The sequence below is a fragment of the Kosakonia sp. CCTCC M2018092 genome, from assembly GCF_003864115.1.
Taxonomy (GTDB): Bacteria; Pseudomonadota; Gammaproteobacteria; order Enterobacterales; family Enterobacteriaceae; genus Kosakonia; species Kosakonia cowanii.
On record NZ_CP034225.1, the window covers coordinates 3,464,639 to 3,486,548 of the forward strand.

The window sequence follows — 21,910 nt, forward strand, 5'->3', positions numbered from 1 at the left end:
TAGTCTGAAGCACACCCACAGGAGTTTTGAGACGCATGTCTTTAAGCAACCAACCGGCGCGCATCGCCATTGTTATGGGTTCTAAAAGCGATTGGGCCACCATGCAATTCGCCGCAGAAATCCTCGATACCCTGAATGTCCCGCACCACGTTGAAATCGTCTCTGCCCACCGTACGCCCGATAAACTTTTCAGCTTTGCCGAACAGGCTGAGCAAAACGGCTTTCAGGTGATTATCGCTGGTGCCGGCGGCGCGGCGCATCTGCCGGGCATGATTGCTGCCAAAACGCTGGTGCCGGTGCTGGGTGTGCCGGTACAGACCGCAGCATTAAGCGGCGTCGACAGCCTCTACTCCATCGTGCAGATGCCGCGCGGTATTCCCGTCGGTACGCTGGCGATTGGTAAAGCGGGCGCGTCAAACGCGGCGCTGCTGGCAGCGCAGATCCTCGCCCAGCATGATGCAGAGCTGCATCAGCGCCTGGCCGACTGGCGTCAGGGGCAAACCGATGAAGTGCTGGATAACCCGGATCCACGGGGTGCGGTATGAAGCAGGTCTGCATATTAGGCAACGGTCAGCTTGGGCGCATGCTGCGCCAGGCAGGTGAGCCGTTAAGCATTGCCGTCTGGCCGGTCGGTCTGGACGACGCGCCGGAAGCGGTGCCGTTTCAGCAGAGCGTGATTACCGCCGAGATTGAGCGCTGGCCGGAAACCGCATTAACCCGCGAGCTGGCGCGCCACCCGGCGTTTGTGAACCGCGACGTGTTCCCGGTTATCGCCGATCGCTTCACGCAAAAGCAGCTGTTCGACAAACTTAACCTCGCTACCGCGCCGTGGCAGCTGCTGGCCGATAAAAGCGAGTGGCCAGGCGTGTTCGAGCGCCTGGGCGAACTCGCCATCGTGAAGCGCCGCGTTGGCGGTTATGACGGTCGCGGCCAGTGGCGTTTACGCGCAGCCGATACCGAGCAGTTGCCCGATGAGTGCTACGGCGAGTGCATCGTTGAGCAGGGGATCAACTTCTCCGGCGAAGTGTCGCTGGTCGGTGCCCGCGCCCACGATGGCAGCACCGTTTTTTATCCGCTGACCCACAACCTGCATCAGGACGGGATCCTGCGCACCAGCGTGGTCTTCCCGCAGCCAAATGCTAAACAGCAGCAGCAGGCAGAAGCGATGCTGTCGGCGATCATGCATGAGCTGAACTATGTCGGCGTGATGGCGATGGAGTGTTTCGTTACCCCTGGCGGGCTGCTGATCAATGAGCTGGCACCGCGCGTGCACAACAGCGGTCACTGGACGCAAAACGGTGCTTCGATCAGCCAGTTTGAGCTGCATCTGCGCGCGATAGTCGATTTACCCCTGCCGCCGCCGGTGGTCAACAGCCCGTCGGTGATGATCAACCTGATCGGCAGCGATCTCAACTACGACTGGCTGAAGCTGCCGCTGGTGCATCTGCACTGGTATGACAAAGAGGTGCGCGCCGGGCGTAAAGTGGGCCATCTCAACCTGAACGACAGCGACACCGGCCGCCTGAGCGCGACGCTGGAAGCGCTGGTACCGTTATTGCCACCCGAGTACGCCAGCGGCATTGCCTGGGCGCAGTCGAAGCTGTAAGGGTAACAAGTGCCGGATGGCGGCTCACGCCTTATCCGGCCTACATTACGTGATGCCGATGGTTTTTGTAGGCCTGATAAGCGAAGCGCCATCAGGCATTTGCCGCACCGCACTTGATTGCCGGATGGCGGCTTACGCCTTATCCGGCCTACATTGCATGGTGCCGATGGTTTTTGTAGGCCTGATAAGCGAAGCGCCATCAGGCATTTGCCGCATCGCACTCGATTGCCGGATGGCGGCTCACGCCTTATCCGGCCTACATTCCGTAATGCCAATGGTTTTGTAGGCCGGATAAGCGTTAGCGCCATCCGGCAAAATTCCCCCACGCTCGCCACATTCCGGCGTAAAATCGGCCCCAGTTTTTGCAGAAGGACGCCCGATGAACGACGCCACCGATTATCTCGCCATCCTGCGGGATAACACGCCCCTTATTGATCTCCGCGCCCCGGTTGAATTTGCCAAAGGCGCGATGCCCGCCGCCATCAACCTGCCGCTGATGAACGACAGCGAACGCGCTGCCGTCGGCACCTGCTATAAACGCGACGGTGCAGAAGCCGCGTTGCGGCTCGGCCACAAACTGGTTAATGGCGATACCCGCGAGCAGCGAATTGCGGCATGGGTCGAAGCCCATAAAACCTCGCCACAAGCCCTGCTCTGCTGCGCGCGCGGCGGCCAGCGCTCGCATATTGTGCAGCAGTGGCTGCGCGAGCGACAGATTGATCTACCGCTGGTCGCAGGCGGCTATAAAGCATTACGCCAGGCGGCAATTGATGCGACGCAGGTGCGCATTCAGCGCCCGCTACTGCTGGTGGGCGGCTGTACCGGCAGCGGCAAAACCCTGCTGGTGCGCGAGCACCCTAACGGAATCGATCTGGAGGGGCTTGCCCACCATCGCGGTTCATCGTTTGGCCGCACGGCTAAGGCGCAGCACGCGCAGGCGACGTTTGAAAACCACCTGGCGGCCGCGCTGCTAAAAGTGTCGCCGCCGTTCTGGCTGCTGGAAGATGAAGGCCGGGCGATTGGCGCAAACCATCTGCCCGAAGCTCTGCGCGAGCGTATGGCGCAATCGCCGCTGGTGATTGTCGACGATCCGTTTGAGTTGCGCCTTGAGCGGCTGCGCGAGGAGTATTTTGTGCAGACCCTGCAGGCTTTTATTGACCGTGACGGTGAAGAGGCAGGATGGGAGACTTACGCGGAGTATCTGCGCCACGGGCTGTTTGCCATTCGCCGCCGGCTCGGGTTACAGCGTTATGAGCAGCTGACTGTGCATCTGGAAGCGGCGCTGGCTGAGCAGCGAAGCCGCGGCACCACAGAGGCGCATTTCGCCTGGCTCGCCCCGTTGCTGGAGGTCTATTACGATCCGATGTATCGCTACCAGCTGGAGAAACGCGCGCCGATTGTCCATTTTCGCGGCACATTCAAAGAGGTATCTGCCTGGCTGGCAGCACAGTGAAAAGCGCCGGATGGCGCTAACGCTTATCCGGCCTACATACCGTGATGCCAATGGGTTCGTAGGCCTGATAAGCGAAGCGCCATCAGGCATGTGCCGCACCGCACTCAATTGCCGGATGGCGGCGGTGCCTTATCCGGCCTACATATCGTGATGCCAATAGGTTTTGTAGGCCTGATAAGCGAAGCGCCATCAGGCATGTGCTGCACAGCACTCAATTGCCGGATGGCGGCGGTGCCTTATCCGGCCTACATACCGTGATGCCAATGGGTTTGTAGGCCTGATAAGCGAAGCGCCATCAGGCACATCCCATTTGGGTCTAATGTCGGTCGCGTTTATCGGCCCGTTTCGCCAGCCAGTCGCCGACGACCTGCACAATCTGCACCAGAATAATCAGCGCCACGACGGTGACAATCATCACCTGGGTTTCATACCGGTAATAGCCGAAACGAATCGCAAGGTCGCCGACCCCGCCGCCGCCGACAATCCCCGCCATCGCGGAATAGCCAATCAGGCTGACCAGCGTAATGGTTAAGCCGCGTAACAGCCCGGCGCTCGCTTCCGGCAGCAGCACGGTGCAGATAATGCGCAGCGGGCTGGCACCAAAAGCTTCCGCCGCCTCAATAATCCCCTTGTCCACTTCGCGCAGCGCGCTGTCCACCAGCCGCGCATAAAAGGCGATAGCCGCCACCGATAATGGCACCGACGCCGCGATAGGCCCAATGGTGTTACCGAGCAGCCACTGCGTCAGCGGCAGGAGCAGCACCAGCAGGATGACAAACGGCACCGAGCGGATAATGTTCACCAGAATCGAGCTCAACAGGTAGACGGCGCGGTTTTGCCAGAACAGATGCCTGTCGGTGACGAAAATCAGGAAACCGAGCGGCAGGCCGCCGACAATCGCCAGCACCGTTGAGATGCTGAGCATCTGGAATGTTTCGCCAAAGGCGAGGCTCAAATCAGCCATTAAATCATCCACGGATCACCTCCACCTGCGCCGTCCGGCTGTGTATGTACGCCACGGCATCGCTGACTGCCTGCGGGTTCTCCGCCGTCAGTTGCACCACTAAAATGCCCAACGCGCGCTCACCGATATACTCGATTTTGCCGTGCAGAATATTGACCGCCACGCCGAATTTCACCGCCGCGTCCGAAAGCACCGGCTGCTCGGCGGAGTCGCCAATAAACAGCACCTTCAGCAGCTGGCCGGGAAGATGTTCATGCAGACGCGCGGGCAGCGTCAGGTTCAGGGTGTGCGACACCAGTTGCTGCGTAAACGGGTGCTGCGGATGGGCAAAAATATCGAACACCTCGCCCTCTTCCACCACTTTGCCCGCCGACATCACCGCCACGCGATCGCAGATGGTTTTGATGACATTCATCTCATGGGTGATCAGCACAATGGTGATCCCCATCTGCGCGTTAATCTCTTTAAGCAGCGCCAGAATGGTGGCAGAAGTTTCCAGATCCAGCGCGGAAGTCGGCTCATCGCAGAGCAGCACGTCCGGGTGGTTGGCGATGGCGCGCGCAATACCGACACGCTGCTTCTGCCCGCCGCTAAGCTGCACCGGGTAGCGATTCGCTTTATCGCTTAAGCCTACCAGTGCGAGGATCTCCGCCACGCGTGGCGCAATTTTACCCCGCTCCCACCCCGCAGCCTTCAGGCTGAAGGCGACGTTCTGCGCCACCGTGCGGGTATGCATCAGGTTGAAGTGCTGGAAAATCATGCCAATGCGCTGGCGCGCCTGGCGCAGCGTCACGCCCTCTAAATCAGAAATGGTGACGCCGTTAATATTGACTCGCCCTTCGCTTGGGCGTTGCAGAGCATTAAGCGTGCGCAGCAGGGTACTTTTGCCAGCGCCGCTGGTGCCAACAATGCCGAAAATCTCTCCGGCAGCAATGCGCAGCGAGACCGCCTCGACGGCACGCGTCGCGCCGCTGCCACCGCGCCCGGCCGGAAAATCGACGCAAACGTTATCTAGTTCAATCATGCCAACCTCAAACGGCAAAAAACAAAAGGCAGGCCGCAGCCTGCCTGGTCATCAATCCGCTGTTATTGTTTATCCGCGCTCTGCATCCAGTCGGGTTTCTGGAAAGCGGCAAAGATATTTTTCGGATCGTCGATCACCGCGCGGTAAGCCGGGGATTTCACCGCCGTCACGATATCTTTCGCGAAGGGCTTGTCGGCATCTTCACTGCGCACAGCAATGATGTTTTTCAGGTTCTCGTCGAGCTTCTCCTGCTTGATCGCCGACGAGAGATCCATCCCGGCGGCGACCGCAAAGTTGCCGTTTACCAACGAAGCGGTGACGCCATCGAGCGTACGCGGCAGCTGCGCGGCTTCCAGCGGTTTAAACACCAGCCCTTTCGGGTTGCTGGCGATATCGCGCTCGGAGGCTTTGGTCGGATCGATAGACTCTTTGATGGTAATCAGCCCCAGCGATTGCAGGAAGCGTAGCCCGCGCGCCAGGTTGGTAGGGTCGTTTGAGAGGGTGATGATGTCGCCCTTCTTCAGCTCATCGAGGCTTTTGATTTTGTGCGAGTAAAAGCCCATCCCGGCGGTCGGCACGGCGATCAGCTTGCTGAGCTTGAGGCCTTTATCGGCGGTGAATTTGTCGAAATAGAGGCTGTGCTGGAAGAGGTTGGCATCGATGCTGCCGTTAGCCAGCGCCATGTTTGGCTGCACGTAATCGCTGAATTCGCGCACCACAACTTTGTAGCCCTTCTCTTTCAGCGAAGGGGCAATCGCCTGTTTCACCATATCGCCATACGGACCCGGCGCGACGCCGAAAACGATGGTGTGTGGATCGCTATTGGCCTGCGCGAAAGGCAGACCGCAAACCAGAAGTAGTGCGCCAAAAAGCGCGCGTAAACCGAGACGAGGTCCCATACATTCTCCCTGATGGTAATGATGTGCTGTGTGACGCGGCGTGCAGTGCGTCGCGTTCGGTGTGTGCCTTGTTGATAAGGCCGGGGAATAAGATGGCACAAAGCCAGCGCAGCGGTAATTGAAAAAAATTCAACTTGTCAGGGAGAGAGAGGAGAAATGCCGGATGGCGGCGATGCCTTATCCGGCCTACGTAGGTGCAGCGCTCTGCTATGCGTAGCCTGATAAGCAAAGCGCCATCAGGCATTTGCGGCAACCCTGCACAATGCCAGACCGATTGCCGGATGGCGGCGATGCCTTATCCGGCCTACGCTGGTACATTTACGTAGGCCTGATAAGCGAAGCGCCATCAGGCAGTTGCGGCCTGCGTATCAGGCAGGCCGCACAGGTGTCGATTAGAAATCGTAACGCAGACGAACCAGGTTCATATCGCCCAGGTTGTCGGTGCTGGAGGTAAATACGTGTTCATAATCAACACGGAAACCATAATCCAGCTGCACGGTTACACCCACGCCATTATCAATACGCTGATAATTACGGCCGTTGGCGAACTCCAGGCGGTCACCCATCACGTACGGCTGAATGTATTTCACCGCGTACTGTGCGATCGGGAATTTATACCCGGCAAAATACTCAACGCCCCACGCATCGCCCGCGAAGTAGTTATGCACATCCTTCTTCTTGGTCAGCATGAAGTTTTGATACCAGCCGCCGCCCAGCGAGAAGGTCCAGTTATCCGGGGTCCAGCTCAGCGCGGTGCCAAGGATGTTCTGATCGTAGGTTTTGCTGTCGCCGGTAGAAGGCTGACGCATATCCGCACGGGTGTAGTTCCACGCCGCGCCCCAGGTCAGATCGTCGGTCAGGTGATAATCCAGCCCCAGTGAACCGCCGCTCTTACGTTTGTAACGGTTGCCGTCGGTCGCCAGGTAATCATCGCTGAACAGATAAGAAGCATAGATATCCGCCTCACCGACGGTTTTCTTATATTTCAGCATTTTGCGTGAACGATAAGAGCCGTCGTAATCGCCTTTGATGCCGTTACCCGGTGCCTGCGCCAGCATGTCGTAGTCCCAGATATCGGTTTTCGCGCCGACCACATCGTAATAAACGCTGTTCTGCTGACCGAATGTCAGCGTACCCCAGGTCTGGCTTTTCAGACCGGTGTAGAGCATACGACGGGTGGTGTTGTGCGCGGTTTCCGCGTAGTGGTTATCCCAGTCGAACAGTTTCGGGATATCAACGCCCAGCTCGTAGTAGCTGACCCAACTGATGTCATCGAACAGGTAGTAATCCGCTGCGAAACGGAAGCGGGAGCCGCCGTCAAAACCGTTACGTTTATAGGCGTTTTTGCCATCGTTACCGGTCATATTCTGGAACTGCGGACGAATCGATCCGCCGACGGTGAAGTTCAGGCGGCTAAGGGGATCGCCGGCCTGCGGGTTTTGTTTCAGAACAGTAATTTCTGCTTGTGCTGTGAAAGACGCCAACGCCACTGCTGCGCCAATGGCTGTCGCCAGGGCGCTTGTTTTTATTTTCATTGTTTTTCCTTGGGAATAGATACAACTAACTGTTAATTAGCGCGCGCATCATAGCTTTTATAAGATTCTGGTGGGCGAAGTTTTTTTAATGTTTTGTGCTACTAAACAACTATCGTTTAATTGTTTACACGTTGAAATAGTGCGACACCGATTGAATTATCGGTGCCGCTTTTTCAGGCAGGATTAACCACTAAATTGACGGAACAGCGCTTTGCCCTTTAACAAGCGGCTGCCTAACCACCCGCCGCACAGGGAGAGCAGCAGCGCCCCGCAGAGCGGCAGCGTGATCCACAGCCGCCAGTCGGGCTGCCACGGGAAGTCAAACACACGGGTTTGCAGCAGCGCCAGCGCCGTTTCCGCGCCGATGGCGGCGACCAGCCCGGAGACCAGCCCCAGCAGCGCAAACTCACACCACAAGGTGGTGCGCAGCAGCCGTTTGCCCGCTCCCAGCGTGCGGTAGACCACCAGCTCCTGATGACGCTGACGCATGCCGACCTGCACCTGCGCCAGTAGCAGTAACACGCCGCAGGCGGTAACCAGCACCACCATCACTTCCAGCGCCCGGCTCACCTGCTCCAGCACCTGGCTGACCTGTTTTAAAATCGCGCCAATATCAAGCAGGCTGATGGTCGGGAAGGCGCGGTTAAGCTGCGTTAACATGCCGTTGTTCCCCTCCAGCCGGAAGCTGGTGAGCCAACTATGCGGCTGCCCGTCGAGCGCACCCGGCGGGAAGATAAAGAAGAAGTTGGGCCGCAGGCTCTCCCAGTCCACCTTACGCAGGCTGGAGATTTTTGCGCTGAACGCCTGGGTATCGCCGGTAAAAGTCACCGTGTCGCCCAGCTTCAGACCAAGCCGCTCGGCAAGCCCCTCCTCCACCGAGACTTCACCCGCTTTTGGCGGCCAGCTGCCTGCGGTCAGCGGGTTGTGATCCGGCCGCTGCTGCTGCCAGGTGAGGTTAAGTTCGCGGTTCAGCGCCTCGTCGGCGTTGCCCTCCGTCGACTGGCCGTTAATCTGCGTCATTCTCGCCCGCACAATCGGGTAGAACGCCGCCGGGATCACCTGATGCTCAGCCAGGAAGGTTTTCAGCGGCGCGATCTGCTCCGGGGCGATGTTAATCAGAAAGTAGTTCGGGCTTTCGGCCGGTAACTGCTGCTGCCAGCGATCGAGCAGATCGCCGCGCAGCACCAGCAGCATCGCCAGCAACATAAACGAGAGGGAGAAGGCCGACAGCTGGCTCAGGGTCGACCACGGCTGGCGCAGCAGGCGATTCACCGCCAGACGCAGCGGCAGTGCTTTCAGAGTCAGGCGCTTCAGCACATTAAGCAGCAGCCAGCCGACCACGCCGCAGAGCATTGCCAGCACCACCGCCCCCGCCAGCACCGCCCACAGCAGCATGCTGCCGCCCATCAGCCAGGCGAGGAGCAGCACGGTGATAATCGCTACTGCCGGAAGATAGATCTTAAGCGGCCAGACATTCGCTACCGCGTCGCGCCGTAACACTCGCAGCGGCTGCGTCGCCAGCAGCAGACGATAGGGACGCAGCCCCACCAGCAGCGAGATCACCACGATTGCACCGATGGCCCACAGCCACGGCCAGTAGCTTGCGGGCGGCAGCGCAGCGGGCAACACCGGCTTGAGAAGGAGCATCAGCACCTTTTCAAACAGCAGCCCCAGCGCGCCGCCGGTGATCACCGCCAGCCCAAGCAGCAGCGCCCACTGGCCGACAATCAGCTTTTGCAACTGTGCGCGACCGGCACCGAGGGTTTTCAGAATCGCCACCAGATCGTAGCGGCTGCGGCAGTAGTGGCTCATCGCCACCGCAACGGCGGCGACCGCCAGCAGTAGCGTCAGCAGTGCCGATAGCAGCAAGAACTGCTGCGAACGCTGTAAGGATTTGCCCAGCGCGCCGTCATCCTGCTCCAGCCCATACCAGCGCTGATCCGCGCCAAGCTGCGGCAGCAGCCACGTCTCATACTTTTCTAACTGCGCGGGTGTGCCGGCAAACTTCACCCGCCAGCTGACGCGGCTGCCCGGCAAGACGGCCCCGGTTTTTGCCACATCGGCGCTGTTCATCAGCAGGCGCGGGGCCATCTGGAAGGGGTTAAAACCGGAATCGGGCTCCTGCGTCACTTCGCCAGCGATGCGCAGCGTGGCATCGCCCACCTCAATCGTGTCGCCCGGTTTCACATTCAGCAGCGCCATCAGGCGCGGAGCGAGCAGCGCCGTGCCCGGCTGCGGCTTCAGCCCGGCGGGCTGCGTCTCCAGCTCGCCATAGAGCGGGTAGCGATTATCCACCGCTTTAACACTTGCCAGCTGCGGCGTGTCGCCAGCAAACGTCATGGTGCTGAAGCTCACCTGCTCACTCACTTGCAGACCGCTTTTACGCGCCTCTTCAAGCCAGCCAGGCGGAATTTCACGCGAGCTGCGCAGGGCGCGGTCGCCCGCCATAAAATCGCGGCTCTGCTGGCTTAAGCCCTTCTCCATGCGATCGCCGATGGTGCCGAGCGCCAGCACGCAGGCGACCGCGAGGCTCAGCGCCATCCAGACAATCAGCAGCGACGGCGAGCGCCACTCGCGCCAGAACCAGCGGGCAATCATGCTTCCTCCCGCAGTTCGCCGTTGACCAGCCGCAGACGTCTGTCACAACGCGCCGCCAGCTGTGCATCATGGGTCACCAGTAGCAGCGTAGTGCCGTAGTGTTGGTTCATTGAGAAAAGCAGGTCAGCGATTTTGTCGCCCGTTTGTCGATCGAGATTGCCGGTCGGCTCATCGGCGAAGAGCACCGCCGGGCGACCATTGAAGGCGCGGGCCAGCGCTACGCGTTGCTGCTCGCCGCCGGAGAGCTGTGCCGGAAGGTGGTCGAGGCGTTTGCCAAGGCCCAACTCCTCGAGTAAAGCTTTAGCGCTGCTGCGGCTTTCGCTGCTCTTCTCGCCGCGCAACAGCGCAGGCAGTTCCACGTTTTCCAGCGCGTTAAGGGTCGGGATCAGCATGAAGGATTGAAAAACAAACCCGACATTTTGCGCACGTAACTGCGCGCGCGCCTCTTCGTCCATTTTGTGTAAGGGTTTGCCGAGCAGATGCACTTCGCCGCTGCTGCCATCATCCAGCCCGGCGAGAATGGCGAGCAGCGTCGACTTCCCGGAACCGGACTCGCCAATCAGCGCAATGGTTTCAGCTGGTTTGACAACCAGCTCAACTCCGGTAAGGATTGAAAGCTCCTGCTCCCCCTGACCGACGGACTTCTTAAGATGATGAACTTCAACAATGTTTTCCGCTGGCATTTGCCCTTCCTGTTTTTGCTTTTGTTAACCTTTCGCGCCGCGGCGGCGGACACGCTACTGATTCTTGGCGACAGCCTGAGTGCGGGCTATCGGATGGCGGCAACGGCGGCCTGGCCTGCGCTGCTCAATAACAAGTGGCAGCAGCAGCCTGTGGTGGTGAACGCCAGCATTAGCGGCGACACCTCGCAGCAGGGCCTTGCGCGCCTGCCCGCGCTGTTAAAAGAGCATAAACCGCGCTGGGTGCTGGTCGAACTCGGCGGCAATGACGGCCTGCGCGGTTTCCCGCCGCAGCAAACGGAACAGACGCTGCGCCAGATTATCCAGACGGTAAAGAGCGCCGATGCGAAGCCGCTGCTGATGCAAATACGGCTGCCCGCCAACTACGGTCGTCGTTATACTGAGGCCTTTGGTGCCATTTACCCGAAGCTTTCCAGCGAGCTGGATGTTCCTCTGCTGCCCTTTTTTATGGAAGAAGTCTATCTGAAACCGCAGTGGATGCAGGATGATGGTATTCACCCCAATCGCGATGCCCAGCCGTTTATTGCCGACTGGATGGCCACGCGACTGGCTCCTTTAGTTAATCACGCCTCCTGAATATTCAGGCGCGTCCCCAGGTAAAGTTATGCAAAAAACGGTCTTAATAACAGGATGTTCCAGCGGTATTGGGCTGGAGAGCGCGCGCGAGCTAAAGCGTCAGGGGTTTCGCGTGCTGGCGGCCTGCCGTAAAGCCGACGATGTGGCGCGGATGGATCAGGAGGGATTCACCGGCGTGTTGCTCGATCTTGATGACGCGGCGAGCGTAGATCGCGCGGCAGACGAGGTGATCGCCCTGACCGGCAATCGCCTCTATGGCCTCTTCAATAACGCCGGTTACGGCGTCTATGGTTCCCTTGACGCCATCAGCCGTGAACAGCTGGAGCAGCAGTTTTCCAGCAACTTTTTCGGCACTCACCAGCTCACGCTGCGCCTGCTCCCGGCCATGTTGCCGCACGGCGAAGGGCGCATTGTGATGACTTCGTCGGTGATGGGCCTGATCTCCACGCCCGGTCGCGGTGCCTATGCCGCGAGTAAATATGCGCTGGAAGCCTGGTCCGACGCGCTGCGTATGGAGCTGCGCCACACCGGCATTAAAGTGAGCCTGATTGAGCCTGGCCCCATCCGCACGCGTTTTACCGATAACGTCAACCAGACGCAGCGCGATAAACCGGTAGAAAACCCCGGCATCGCCGCACGCTTTACCCTCGGCCCGGAGGCGGTGGTCGCCAAAGTGCGCCATGCTTTTGAGAGTAAACGGCCGAAATTGCGCTACCCCGTCACGCTGGTAACCTGGGCGGTCAGCCTGCTGAAACGGCTGCTTCCCGCGCGCATGATGGATAAAATTTTGCACGGATGAGTTGAAGGCGCGTGTCGCGTCCCCATCTCATTCTTACTTGTTTAAACAGAGAAATTGCCATGTCCGTACAGAATATCGTCAATATTACCGAAGCGAACCTGCAACAGGTGCTGGAACAGTCCGTTGCGACCCCGGTGCTGTTCTATTTCTGGTCCGAGCGCAGCCAACACTGTCTGCAATTGACGCCGGTCCTGGAAACGCTGGCCGCGCAGTACAACGGGCAGTTTATTCTGGCGAAAGTGGATTGCGATGCCGAGCAGATGGTCGCTTCGCAGTTTGGCCTGCGCGCCATTCCAACGGTCTATCTCTTCCAGAACGGCCAGCCGGTCGATGGTTTCCAGGGCCCGCAGCCGGAAGAGGCGATCCGCGCCCTGCTCGACAAAGTGCTGCCGCGTGAAGAGGAGCTGAAAGCGCAGCAGGCGATGGAATTGATGCAGGCAGGCAACCACACAGAAGCGCTGCCGCTGCTGAAAGAGGCGTGGCAGCTCTCTAACCAGCAGAGCGAAATCGGCTTCCTGCTGGCGGAAACGCTGATTGTGTTAAACCGCGCAGACGAAGCGGAAACGGTGCTGAAAGCCGTCCCGTTGCAGGATCAGGACACCCGCTATCAGGGGCTGATCGCGCAGATCGATCTGCTGCGCAAAGCGGCCGATACGCCGGAAATCCAGCAACTGCAACAGCAGGTTGCTGACAACCCGGAGGATGCGGCGCTGGCAACCCAGCTGGCTTTGCAACTGCATCAGGTCGGGCGTAACGAAGAGGCGCTGGAGCTGCTGTTTAACCACCTGCGTAAAGATCTGGGTGCGGCGAACGGTGACGCGCGCAAAACGCTGCAAGAGATCCTCGCCGCGCTCGGCACCGGCGATGCGCTGGCGTCAAAATACCGTCGTCAGCTCTACTCGCTGCTTTACTGATCACCCTGCTAAATTTGGCGATCGGGCTGCTTTCGTCGCCAATTCGGGCTAAGATGGCATCAAATTAAACAGGAGGTTTTTTTTGATGCCAATCGTCATTATCGTTCTTATCGTCGTCGCGCTGGTTATTGTCTTTTCCGGTGTAAAAATTGTCCCCCAGGGCTTCCAGTGGACCGTGGAACGCTTTGGCCGCTTTACCCGCACACTGCAACCGGGTCTTAGCCTTGTCGTGCCGTTTATGGATCGCATTGGTCGTAAGATCAATATGATGGAGCAGGTGCTCGACATCCCTTCCCAGGAGATCATCTCCAAAGATAACGCCAACGTCACCATTGACGCCGTCTGCTTTATTCAGGTTATCGACGCGCCGCGCGCCGCCTATGAGGTGAGCAATCTGGAGCTGGCGATCGTCAACCTGACCATGACCAACATCCGTACCGTGCTCGGCTCAATGGAGCTGGATGAGATGCTCTCCCAGCGTGACAGCATCAACACCCGCCTGCTGCACATTGTCGATGAAGCCACCAACCCGTGGGGCATCAAGGTAACGCGTATCGAGATCCGCGATGTGCGCCCGCCGGCGGAGCTGGTCTCCTCGATGAACGCGCAGATGAAAGCGGAGCGTACTAAACGCGCTTATATCCTGGAAGCCGAAGGGATCCGCCAGGCGGAGATCCTGAAAGCCGAAGGGGATAAACAGTCGCAGATCCTGAAAGCTGAAGGTGAACGTCAGTCTGCCTTCCTGCAGGCGGAAGCGCGTGAGCGTTCGGCGGAAGCGGAAGCCCGCGCCACGCAGATGGTTTCTGAAGCGATCGCCTCCGGCGATATCCAGGCGGTGAACTACTTTGTGGCGCAGAAATATACCGAAGCGCTGCAACAGATTGGCTCTGCCAACAACAGCAAAGTGGTGATGATGCCGCTGGATGCCAGCAGCCTGCTGGGTGCCATTGGCGGTATTGCTGAGCTGGTGAAAGATAGCGCCAACGAGCGTAAAAAATGATCGCCGAACTGCTGCTTGAACATACCTATCTCGCCTGGCTAACGCTGGGTGGGCTGCTGCTCGCCGCCGAAATGCTCGGCGGTAACGGCTATCTGTTATGGAGCGGCATTGCGGCGGTTGCCACCGGTTTGCTGGCGTGGGTCATCCCGTTTAGCTGGGAGTGGCAAGGGGTGCTCTTCGCCCTGCTGACGCTGCTGGCCGCCTGGCTCTGGTGGCTGTGGTTGTCAAAACGCGTAAAACAGCAAAACCCCGCCGACGCCTCGCTCAACCTGCGCGGGCAACAGCTGCTCGGTCGCCGTTTCACGCTCGATAATGCGCTGGTCAACAGTCGCGGACATATGCGCGTGGGCGACAGCTCATGGCCGGTCTGCGCCGATACCGATCTCGCCGCCGGTACGCGCGTCGAGATTATCGCCATTGAAGGTATTACGCTGCGGATCACCCCCGTAAGCGACTAACTTAACCCAAGGATCCCGGCTATGGGCCCGCAAAAACAGCTCGCGCTGGGCATCCTGCTCGCGCTTGGCGCCAGCGCATCCGCGCTGGCCTCTTCCGATATTGATGATTGCACGTGGGGCAGCCCCGGCTGCTACCTCTCCACGCCCCCGGTTATCGCTATCCACACCGATACCCGCGACAACCTGCTGCGCCTGCTGGGCGACAGCAAAGGCCTCTATCCGCTGCGCCAGCCGATGCCAGCAGATGTTACCCGCAGCCGCAACGTCTACTTCGGTGTGCATCACGATGACGCGCCGCCTGCCGCCGCGACAGAAGCCTCAAGGCTTGCCGCCACGCTGCGCCAACAGATGAACGCGCTGGGCGTCGCGAGCGACAACACGCTGCCGCCCGCCCTGCTGCGCCTGATTGCCGACGGCAATGACGCGCAAACCGCAACAGCGGTGGATGACGCGGGCAGCGACGGTGAAACCCGTTTTGTCTCACAAAATAACGAGACGCTCTCCGCCTTCTTCGCCGCCCTGCTTGAGGATAAATCCCTGACCGCGCCACAGCGCCAGGCGCTGGCGACTGCGCGCATCGCGGCTAATGAATCTTCGCAGAGTATAGAGGCGATCAGCGCCCTCTCCTTCCCGGAGAATTCCGCCGCGGCGGGTTTTCGCACCTATCTTCAGGCTGCTAACAGCTTCTATGCCGGTGATTATGCCGCCGCCGAGCCGCTTTTCGCTTCGTTGACAAAGAGCGCGCAGCCGTGGCTTGCCGAAACGGCGAGTTACATGCTGATGCGTAATGCGCTTAACGCCAGCAGCGAAAATGCCAACGGCGAATATGGCGATTTTGACGTTGCGAAAATTGATAAGCCCCACGCTGAGCAGGCGCGAAGCGCGGCGGAAAGTTATCTCAAGCAGTGGCCGCAGGGGCGCTATGCCGCTTCGACGCAGGGGATGCTGCGCCGTATTGACTGGTATCTTCAGCAGTGGGACAGCCTCGCAATGCGTTATGAAAACGCGCTCTCAGCCGCCACCAGCGGCGATGCGCTGGTGACGCTTATCAACGAGAGCGACAACAAGCTGCTGAGTAAGGATGTTAGCTGGGGAGGCGATGCGTTTGTCAGCGCGCCGAATGCCTCGCTGATGACCTTTATTGCCGCCCTGCGCTGGATGCGCGAATCGCCCTGCCGTGAAAACACGCCCTGTATCGATAAGGCCTGGCTTGAGAGCCATAAAGCGGAGTTCGACAACAACCAGCGCAGCGCGTTATGGAACTATCTCCGTCTGCAACTGGCTTACAGCACGCAGGATTACGCTGCGGTGGTCAGCGGTATCACCCCGGCAAAAGCGCTGGCGGAGCATGACGTACTCGCCTTCAGCGAACAGGTGCTGTATGGCGATGCGCTGATGGCGCAAAAAACCTGGCCGGAGGCGCAAAGCCACTGGCTGCACCTGCTCGATTTAAGCCATGACGTCGAACAGCAGCAGTTGTTGCAGGCCAAACTGGCGGCCACGCTGGTGGCGAGTGAGAAGGTCGATGAGATTTTCGCAGCGAATAGCCGGGTCACTAACCTGCGCTTTCGCTCGCTGGTGCTGAAAACCAAAGCCTCGCGCCCGCTGCTGCTTGCGCAGGCACAACACGGGCCGAACAGCGAAGAGCGCACGATCGCCCTGCACACCTTGCTGATGCGCGATTTGACCGCCGGAAACTATGCCGACTGGTTACAGGATAAAAAGCTGATCGCCGCCATTACACCGCCGGTAAAAGACGAGGCCTTCTCGGATGTCGATCTCAACGTCTTTAACTGGCAAGGCAGCGATGAGGCGAGCCGCTACACCTGTGCTCCGCTGGAGAAGACCGTCACTATGCTGAGCAAAACACCAACGGACGGGCATGCGCTGAACTGCCTCGGCGAATTTTTCCGCACTACGCAGGCGAGAGTCTCGTTGGGCGCCGAACTCGGCGGCAATGATGCCCTCGACGGTGCCACCACCACTAAAGCGCTGCCCGGCGTGCCGCAGCGGCTGACCGCCTATCAGCAGGTAATTAACGACCCGAAAGCGGAGCCGGAAGATAAGAGTTACGCCCTCTACCGCGCGGTGATGTGTTACGCCCCGTCGGGCTATAACGATTGCGGCGGCGAGGACGTAGATAAATCGGTGCGCAAAGCCTGGTTCCAGCAACTGAAGAGCCGTTACCCCGGAAGCGTATGGGCCAACGAACTCCGCTACTACTGGTAATCGCGCTTGCTGCCCTGCTCGCTTCATTAAGCCCGGCGAAGGGGCAGGAGCAGGCGTTCTGGCTCTGGTCCGGCGTGCGCCCCGGCGAGGCGCTGCGCCAGGCCGATGTGGTCTACCTCCATCAGGGCGAAGTGGTGATCCACGGCGGTAAAACGGTGTTTGAGCGCAAAGGGCTGCCCGTTAACCGGCTGGTCTTTCCGCGCATCTGGTTAACGGTGCGCTTTGCCACCCTCGACGTGCCGGATACGCTGCTGCTGCGCCTCAACAGCCTGCTGGCGCGCTGGCAGGCGGCGGGAAACGAGGTTATTGGCTTGCAGATTGATTTCGATGCCGCCACCTGGCGGCTGGATGAGTACGCCCGCTTTCTGCAACGGCTGCGGCACACGCTGCCCGCGCACTATGCGCTGGGGGTAACCGGTCTGCTGGACTGGGCGAAAACCGGCAGCGTCGCCACGCTGAATGCCTTGCCGGTGGATGAACTGGTGGTGCAGAGCTATCAGGGACGCCGCACGGTGGCGAACTTTACCGATTATCTGCCAGCGCTCGCTGGCCTGCGCATTCCGTTTAAACTGGGCGTCGTGCCGGGCGGGATTTGCGATGAGCAAGAGATTGCGAAGCTTGCCGCCTCGCGCTGGTATCGCGGTACGGTGACCTTTCTGCTTAACCCTTCGCGCGGTGATGACAGCAGCCGGAAAGGTTGTCCATAATCGGGCAATCAGATCCCTCGTCGCCGGGGCAGGCTTCCGCCAGCGTCAGCAACTGGGTGCGCATCGCCTGCAATTCGCTGATATGGCGCTCGATCTCGTCCACTTTCTGTAACGTGCGGGCTTTTACATCGGCGCTGTGGCGAGCGGGATCGTTAAACAGATTCACCAGTTCGCCACACTCTTCGAGGTTAAACCCTACCTGGCGCGCCTGGCGCAGCAGCGTCAGCTCATTGAGATGCTGCTGGTTGTAGCTGCGATAGCCGTTTTCCCCGCGCAGCGGCGGCGTCACCAGCCCTTTCTGCTCATAAAAACGGATCGCTTTACTGGTTAAACCGGTCTTTTTTGCCACATCGCTGATATTCATCATCTTCCCCATTATTTACACACGGCAAATAGTGCGACGCCTGTTATGAGGCTGGAGAATGATATTAATCCTTGCGGTACCGCAAAACAAATATATACATGTTGCAAATATTTCTATTTGCCGATCCGCCGCTTCGCTATACCATAGCGCGGGATTTTCAAATAATGATAAAAGTTCGACACACAGGAGTTGTTTATGAGTGATATGGCTTTTTGCCGCGGTTGCGGAAAGGAGATACATAAAGAAGCGGTTGCATGTCCGAGCTGCGGCGCGCCGCAGAGCACTGCTGGCAAGAAAAGCCGCATCTCCGCTGCGCTGTTCGCCTTCTTCCTTGGCGGCTTCGGCGCACACAAATTCTATTTAGGTAAACCGGGCCAGGGCATTCTTTATCTGCTGTTCTTCTGGACCTGTATTCCGGCAATCATATCCTTTATCGAATTTATTATTTACCTGTGTAATTCCGACGAAGAATTCGCGCGTAAATATGGCTGAGTATTAACCGCCAAATGATGCCAGACCCCGCTCAATGCGGGGTTTTTTATTTCTGGCGGCGTTTTTTTGCCGCGTGAGCTATTTTGTGCCGCCCTGAACTTGACCTTCCCCTCGCGGGAAGGTTTAAGCTTGTTACTGTTATCAAACGTCTCATCCCTGAGGAGAACGCGTATGTCTCATACCATAGAGCTAAACCTGGATGGCCTCTCCTGCGGCCATTGCGTTAAACGTGTAAAAGAGAGCCTGGAAAAACGCCCCGACGTTGAGGCGGCCGATGTCACCATCGAGCATGCCCAGGTGACGGGCAGCGCCAGCGCCGAAGCGCTTATCGCAACCGTTGAAGAGGCCGGGTACGGCGCGAGCGTCAGCCACCCAAAGGCTAAACCGCTGGCAGAGTCATCACTCCCGTCGGAAGCACTGACAGCGGCCACTCCAGAGCTTCCGGCAGCACACGATCTTGATGACAGCCAGCAGCTGTTGATCAATGGCATGAGCTGCGCCAGCTGTGTCTCCCGGGTACAAAAAGCCTTACAGGAGGTTCCGGGCGTCACGCAGGCACGGGTAAACCTGGCGGAGCGCACTGCGCTGGTGATGGGCAGCGCGCCCGCCGCAGAATTAGTCAGTGCCGTTGAGCAGGCAGGCTACGGCGCGGAAGCGATTGAAGATGATATTAAGCGGCGCGAGCGCCAGCAGGAGACGGCGCTCGCCACCCTGAAGCGCTTTCGCTGGCAGGCGATTGTCGCCCTGCTGGTCGGCGTACCGATCATGCTTTGGGGGATGCTCGGCGACAATATGATGGTCACCGAGGCCAACCGCTCGCTGTGGCTCGGCATCGGCGTGCTCACGCTGGCAGTAATGGTGTTTGCCGGTGGGCACTTCTACACCAGCGCGTGGAAAAGCCTGCGTAACGGCACCGCGACGATGGACACGCTGGTTGCCCTTGGCACTGGCGCGGCCTGGCTCTACTCGATGAGCGTCAATATCTGGCCGCAGTGGTTTCCGATGGAAGCCCGCCACCTCTATTACGAAGCCAGCGCGATGATTATCGGTCTGATTAACCTCGGCCATATGCTGGAAGCGCGCGCCCGCCAGCGCTCATCAAAAGCGCTGGAGCGGCTGCTCGACTTAACCCCGCCAACGGCGCGGGTCGTTACCCCTGAGGGTGAAAAAAACCTCCCGCTGGCCGAAGTGCAGCCGGGCATGACGCTGCGCCTGACCACCGGCGATCGCGTGCCGGTGGATGGCGAGATCCGCGACGGCGAGGGATGGTTTGATGAAGCGATGCTGACCGGCGAGCCGGTGCCGCAGCAAAAAGGCGCGGGCGAGACGATCCACGCCGGCACCGTGGTGCAGGATGGTAGCGTCCTGTTTACCGCCAGCGCCGTGGGCAGCCACACCACGCTGTCGCGCATTATCCGCATGGTGCGCCAGGCGCAGAGCAGTAAACCGGAGATTGGCCAGCTCGCTGACCGTATTTCAGCGGTGTTCGTTCCGGTGGTCGTCGCCATCGCCCTGCTGAGCGGTGCCATCTGGTATCTCTTCGGCCCGGCACCGCAGATTGTCTATACGCTGGTGATCGCTACAACCGTGCTGATTATCGCCTGCCCCTGCGCCCTCGGGCTGGCGACGCCGATGTCGATTATCTCCGGCGTCGGCCGTGCGGCGGAGTTTGGCGTGCTGGTGCGCGATGCCGATGCGCTGCAACGCGCCAGCACACTCGATACGCTGGTGTTTGATAAAACCGGCACCCTGACGCGCGGCAAGCCGGAAGTGGTGAGCATCACCGCGCTGGAGGGGGATGAAATGAGCGCCCTGCGCCTGGCGGCGGCGCTTGAGCAGGGTTCCAGCCACCCGCTGGCGCACGCGATTGTGGAAAAAGCCGCAACTGAGGCGCTGGCGGAAGTGAAGCAGTTCCGCACTCTGCGCGGGCTGGGGGTCAGCGGCGAGATTGACGGGCAGCGCGTGCTGCTCGGCAACCAGGCGCTGCTGGCGGAACAGCAGATCGATACGCGCGCGCTCGATGAGGAGATTGCCGCGCATGCAAGCCGTGGCGCGACGCCGGTGCTGCTGGCAGTAGAGGGCAAAGCGCGGGCGCTGTTCGCCATTCGCGATCCGCTGCGTGACGACAGCGTGCAGGCACTGCAACGCCTGCACCGCGCCGGTTACCGTCTGGTGATGCTGACCGGCGATAACCCGACCACCGCAAATGCCATTGCCAAAGAGGCGGGCATTGATGAGGTGATTGCCGGAGTATTGCCGGATGGCAAAGCCGAGGCGATCAAACAGCTCCAGCAGCAGGGCCGCCAGGTGGCGATGATTGGTGATGGCATCAACGATGCTCCGGCGCTGGCGCAGGCCGATGTCGGTATTGCGATGGGCGGCGGCAGCGATGTGGCGATTGAAACGGCGGCCATTACGCTGATGCGCCATAGCCTGATGGGTGTGGCCGATGCGCTGGCGATTGCCAACGCCACGCTGCGCAATATGAAGCAGAACCTGCTCGGGGCGTTTATTTATAACTCCCTTGGCATCCCGATTGCCGCCGGAATTCTCTGGCCGCTGACCGGCACGCTGCTCAACCCGGTGGTGGCCGGAGCGGCAATGGCGCTCTCCTCGATTACGGTGGTGAGTAACGCCAACCGGCTGCTGCGCTTTACCCCGCGCGACTAAGCCCCGCCCCGCCGCCACCTGCGGCGGGGTTTACACCCTCCCGCTTCGCGCGTTAGCATGCCTTTTTACTCTCAGGAAGCGCGTATGAGCCTGTTTCAACGATTGAAAGCTTTTCTTTTCGCGCTTCGTCAGCGCCGCTACCCCTGGCCTGCATTAGACGTTGAGTTGCCCGGCGACCGGCACCTTCACCTGGTCGGCAGCATTCATATGGGCACCCACGGCATGGCGCCGCTGCCCGCCGCGCTGCTGCAAAAGGTGCGCGAGGCCGATGCGCTGATTGTCGAGGCGGATATCGCCGGTTCCGACTCACCGTTTGCTAACCTTCCTGACGCCGACCCGCTCGACACCCGCCTCAGCCCGGCGCTGCTCGCTTCGTTAGAGAGCACGCTGGAGAGCCTGTCGTTAAGCCGTGCGGCATTTGAGACGCGCCCGGCCTGGCACATCGCGCTGGTGTTACAGGCAACGCAGGCGCAGCGGCTCGGGCTACGTTCCGACTACGGCATCGACTACCAGTTGCTCCAGGCCGCACAGCGTTTCAACGTGGCGATCATGGAGCTGGAGGGCACCACCAGCCAGCTCGATATTTTGCGCCAGCTGCCGGACGAGGGTAGCGAACTGTTGCAGGACACCCTCACCCACTGGCATGAGAATGCGCGCCTGTTACAGGTGATGATGAGCTGGTGGCTGGAGAGCCCGCCGCGCGACGAGAACCTGAGTCTCCCCTCAACCTTTAGCCAGCCGCTGCACGATGTGCTGATGCATCAGCGTAACCGCGCATGGTGTGACTATCTGTTCCGCCTGCCGCCGGGGCGCTATGTGGTGGCCGCAGGCGCGCTGCATCTCTATGGCGACGGCAATCTTCCCGCGCTGTTAGCGGAAAAAATGGCCCATTAGCGCAAGATGCTACTATTTTCCCCGGTG

General features: G+C 59.7%; 20 protein-coding genes. 13 read left to right on the forward strand and 7 right to left on the reverse strand.

The window, feature by feature from the left end; translation table 11 throughout:
- Window positions 1-35: 35 nt before the first annotated feature.
- The 3 genes from purE to mnmH all read left to right on the forward strand — a co-directional run bounded on the left by purE (window position 36) and on the right by mnmH (window position 3,059).
- Complete coding sequence (gene purE, locus EH164_RS16530) at window positions 36-545, forward strand: 5-(carboxyamino)imidazole ribonucleotide mutase (protein WP_124969302.1); 510 nt, start codon at window positions 36-38, stop codon at window positions 543-545.
- A complete protein-coding gene (gene purK / locus EH164_RS16535; RefSeq protein ID WP_124969305.1) occupies window positions 542-1,606 on the forward strand; it encodes a 5-(carboxyamino)imidazole ribonucleotide synthase in 1,065 nt (354 codons plus the stop codon). The genes purE and purK overlap by 4 nt, the downstream gene beginning before the upstream one ends.
- Window positions 1,607-1,985: 379 nt before the next feature.
- Window positions 1,986-3,059, forward strand: a complete 1,074-nt coding sequence (gene mnmH, locus EH164_RS16540) for a tRNA 2-selenouridine(34) synthase MnmH (RefSeq protein ID WP_124969307.1) — start codon at window positions 1,986-1,988, stop codon at window positions 3,057-3,059.
- A gap of 316 nt (window positions 3,060-3,375) precedes the next feature.
- Here the strand turns inward: mnmH and EH164_RS16550 are convergent, their stop codons facing one another.
- The 6 genes from EH164_RS16550 to ybbA form a co-directional block, all read right to left on the reverse strand.
- Window positions 3,376-4,035, reverse strand: a complete 660-nt coding sequence (locus EH164_RS16550; protein WP_124969311.1) for a methionine ABC transporter permease — start codon at window positions 4,033-4,035, stop codon at window positions 3,376-3,378.
- A complete protein-coding gene (gene sfbB / locus EH164_RS16555; RefSeq protein WP_124969313.1) occupies window positions 4,028-5,047 on the reverse strand; it encodes a virulence-associated ABC transporter ATP-binding protein SfbB in 1,020 nt (339 codons plus the stop codon). The genes EH164_RS16550 and sfbB overlap by 8 nt, the downstream gene beginning before the upstream one ends.
- A 62-nt stretch (window positions 5,048-5,109) precedes the next feature.
- Window positions 5,110-5,946: a MetQ/NlpA family ABC transporter substrate-binding protein gene (locus tag EH164_RS16560; protein WP_124969315.1), complete on the reverse strand. Its 837-nt coding sequence runs from the start codon at window positions 5,944-5,946 to the stop codon at window positions 5,110-5,112.
- A 392-nt stretch (window positions 5,947-6,338) separates the two neighbouring features.
- A complete protein-coding gene (locus EH164_RS16565) occupies window positions 6,339-7,481 on the reverse strand; it encodes a porin (RefSeq protein WP_124969317.1) in 1,143 nt (380 codons plus the stop codon).
- Window positions 7,482-7,664: 183 nt separating this feature from the next.
- On the reverse strand, window positions 7,665-10,079 hold the full coding sequence (gene ybbP, locus EH164_RS16570) for a putative ABC transporter permease subunit YbbP (RefSeq protein WP_124969319.1): 2,415 nt from the start codon (window positions 10,077-10,079) through the stop codon (window positions 7,665-7,667).
- Window positions 10,076-10,762, reverse strand: a complete 687-nt coding sequence (gene ybbA, locus EH164_RS16575; RefSeq protein ID WP_023479090.1) for a putative ABC transporter ATP-binding protein YbbA — start codon at window positions 10,760-10,762, stop codon at window positions 10,076-10,078. Before ybbA ends, ybbP begins: the two co-directional genes overlap by 4 nt.
- Here ybbA and tesA point away from each other — a divergent pair.
- From tesA to EH164_RS16610, 7 genes are all read left to right on the forward strand, one after another.
- On the forward strand, window positions 10,733-11,356 hold the full coding sequence (tesA, locus tag EH164_RS16580) for a multifunctional acyl-CoA thioesterase I/protease I/lysophospholipase L1 (RefSeq protein WP_164483652.1): 624 nt from the start codon (window positions 10,733-10,735) through the stop codon (window positions 11,354-11,356). The genes ybbA and tesA overlap by 30 nt on opposite strands.
- Window positions 11,357-11,384: 28 nt before the next feature.
- Entirely contained in the window at window positions 11,385-12,155 is a 771-nt protein-coding gene (locus EH164_RS16585; RefSeq protein WP_023479062.1) for an SDR family oxidoreductase, read from the forward strand.
- 59 nt (window positions 12,156-12,214) lie between these two features.
- Entirely contained in the window at window positions 12,215-13,069 is an 855-nt protein-coding gene (locus EH164_RS16590; RefSeq protein ID WP_124969323.1) for a co-chaperone YbbN, read from the forward strand.
- Window positions 13,070-13,154: 85 nt separating this feature from the next.
- The gene (locus tag EH164_RS16595) at window positions 13,155-14,069 is read left to right on the forward strand and encodes an SPFH domain-containing protein (protein WP_023479088.1); all 915 of its coding nucleotides are present in this window, start codon (window positions 13,155-13,157) and stop codon (window positions 14,067-14,069) included.
- Window positions 14,066-14,527, forward strand: coding sequence for an NfeD family protein (locus tag EH164_RS16600; RefSeq protein WP_206430680.1), 462 nt, complete (start codon window positions 14,066-14,068; stop codon window positions 14,525-14,527). Before EH164_RS16595 ends, EH164_RS16600 begins: the two co-directional genes overlap by 4 nt.
- A 21-nt stretch (window positions 14,528-14,548) precedes the next feature.
- Complete coding sequence (locus EH164_RS16605; RefSeq protein WP_124969325.1) at window positions 14,549-16,756, forward strand: hypothetical protein; 2,208 nt, start codon at window positions 14,549-14,551, stop codon at window positions 16,754-16,756.
- Window positions 16,726-17,463 (forward strand): DUF3142 domain-containing protein, encoded by a 738-nt coding sequence (locus EH164_RS16610; protein WP_124969327.1) that lies wholly within the window; start codon window positions 16,726-16,728, stop codon window positions 17,461-17,463. Before EH164_RS16605 ends, EH164_RS16610 begins: the two co-directional genes overlap by 31 nt.
- Here the strand turns inward: EH164_RS16610 and cueR are convergent.
- A complete protein-coding gene (cueR, locus tag EH164_RS16615; protein WP_124971521.1) occupies window positions 17,417-17,827 on the reverse strand; it encodes a Cu(I)-responsive transcriptional regulator in 411 nt (136 codons plus the stop codon). The genes EH164_RS16610 and cueR overlap by 47 nt on opposite strands.
- Window positions 17,828-18,022: 195 nt before the next feature.
- Here cueR and EH164_RS16620 point away from each other — a divergent pair, with 195 nt between their 5' ends.
- From EH164_RS16620 to EH164_RS16630, 3 genes are all read left to right on the forward strand, one after another.
- Window positions 18,023-18,319, forward strand: coding sequence for a TM2 domain-containing protein (locus tag EH164_RS16620; protein WP_023479055.1), 297 nt, complete (start codon window positions 18,023-18,025; stop codon window positions 18,317-18,319).
- Between the two features lie 171 nt (window positions 18,320-18,490).
- On the forward strand, window positions 18,491-20,989 hold the full coding sequence (copA, locus tag EH164_RS16625) for a copper-exporting P-type ATPase CopA (protein WP_124969329.1): 2,499 nt from the start codon (window positions 18,491-18,493) through the stop codon (window positions 20,987-20,989).
- 84 nt (window positions 20,990-21,073) lie between these two features.
- Window positions 21,074-21,883: a TraB/GumN family protein gene (locus EH164_RS16630; protein ID WP_124969331.1), complete on the forward strand. Its 810-nt coding sequence runs from the start codon at window positions 21,074-21,076 to the stop codon at window positions 21,881-21,883.
- Window positions 21,884-21,910 lie beyond the last annotated feature (27 nt).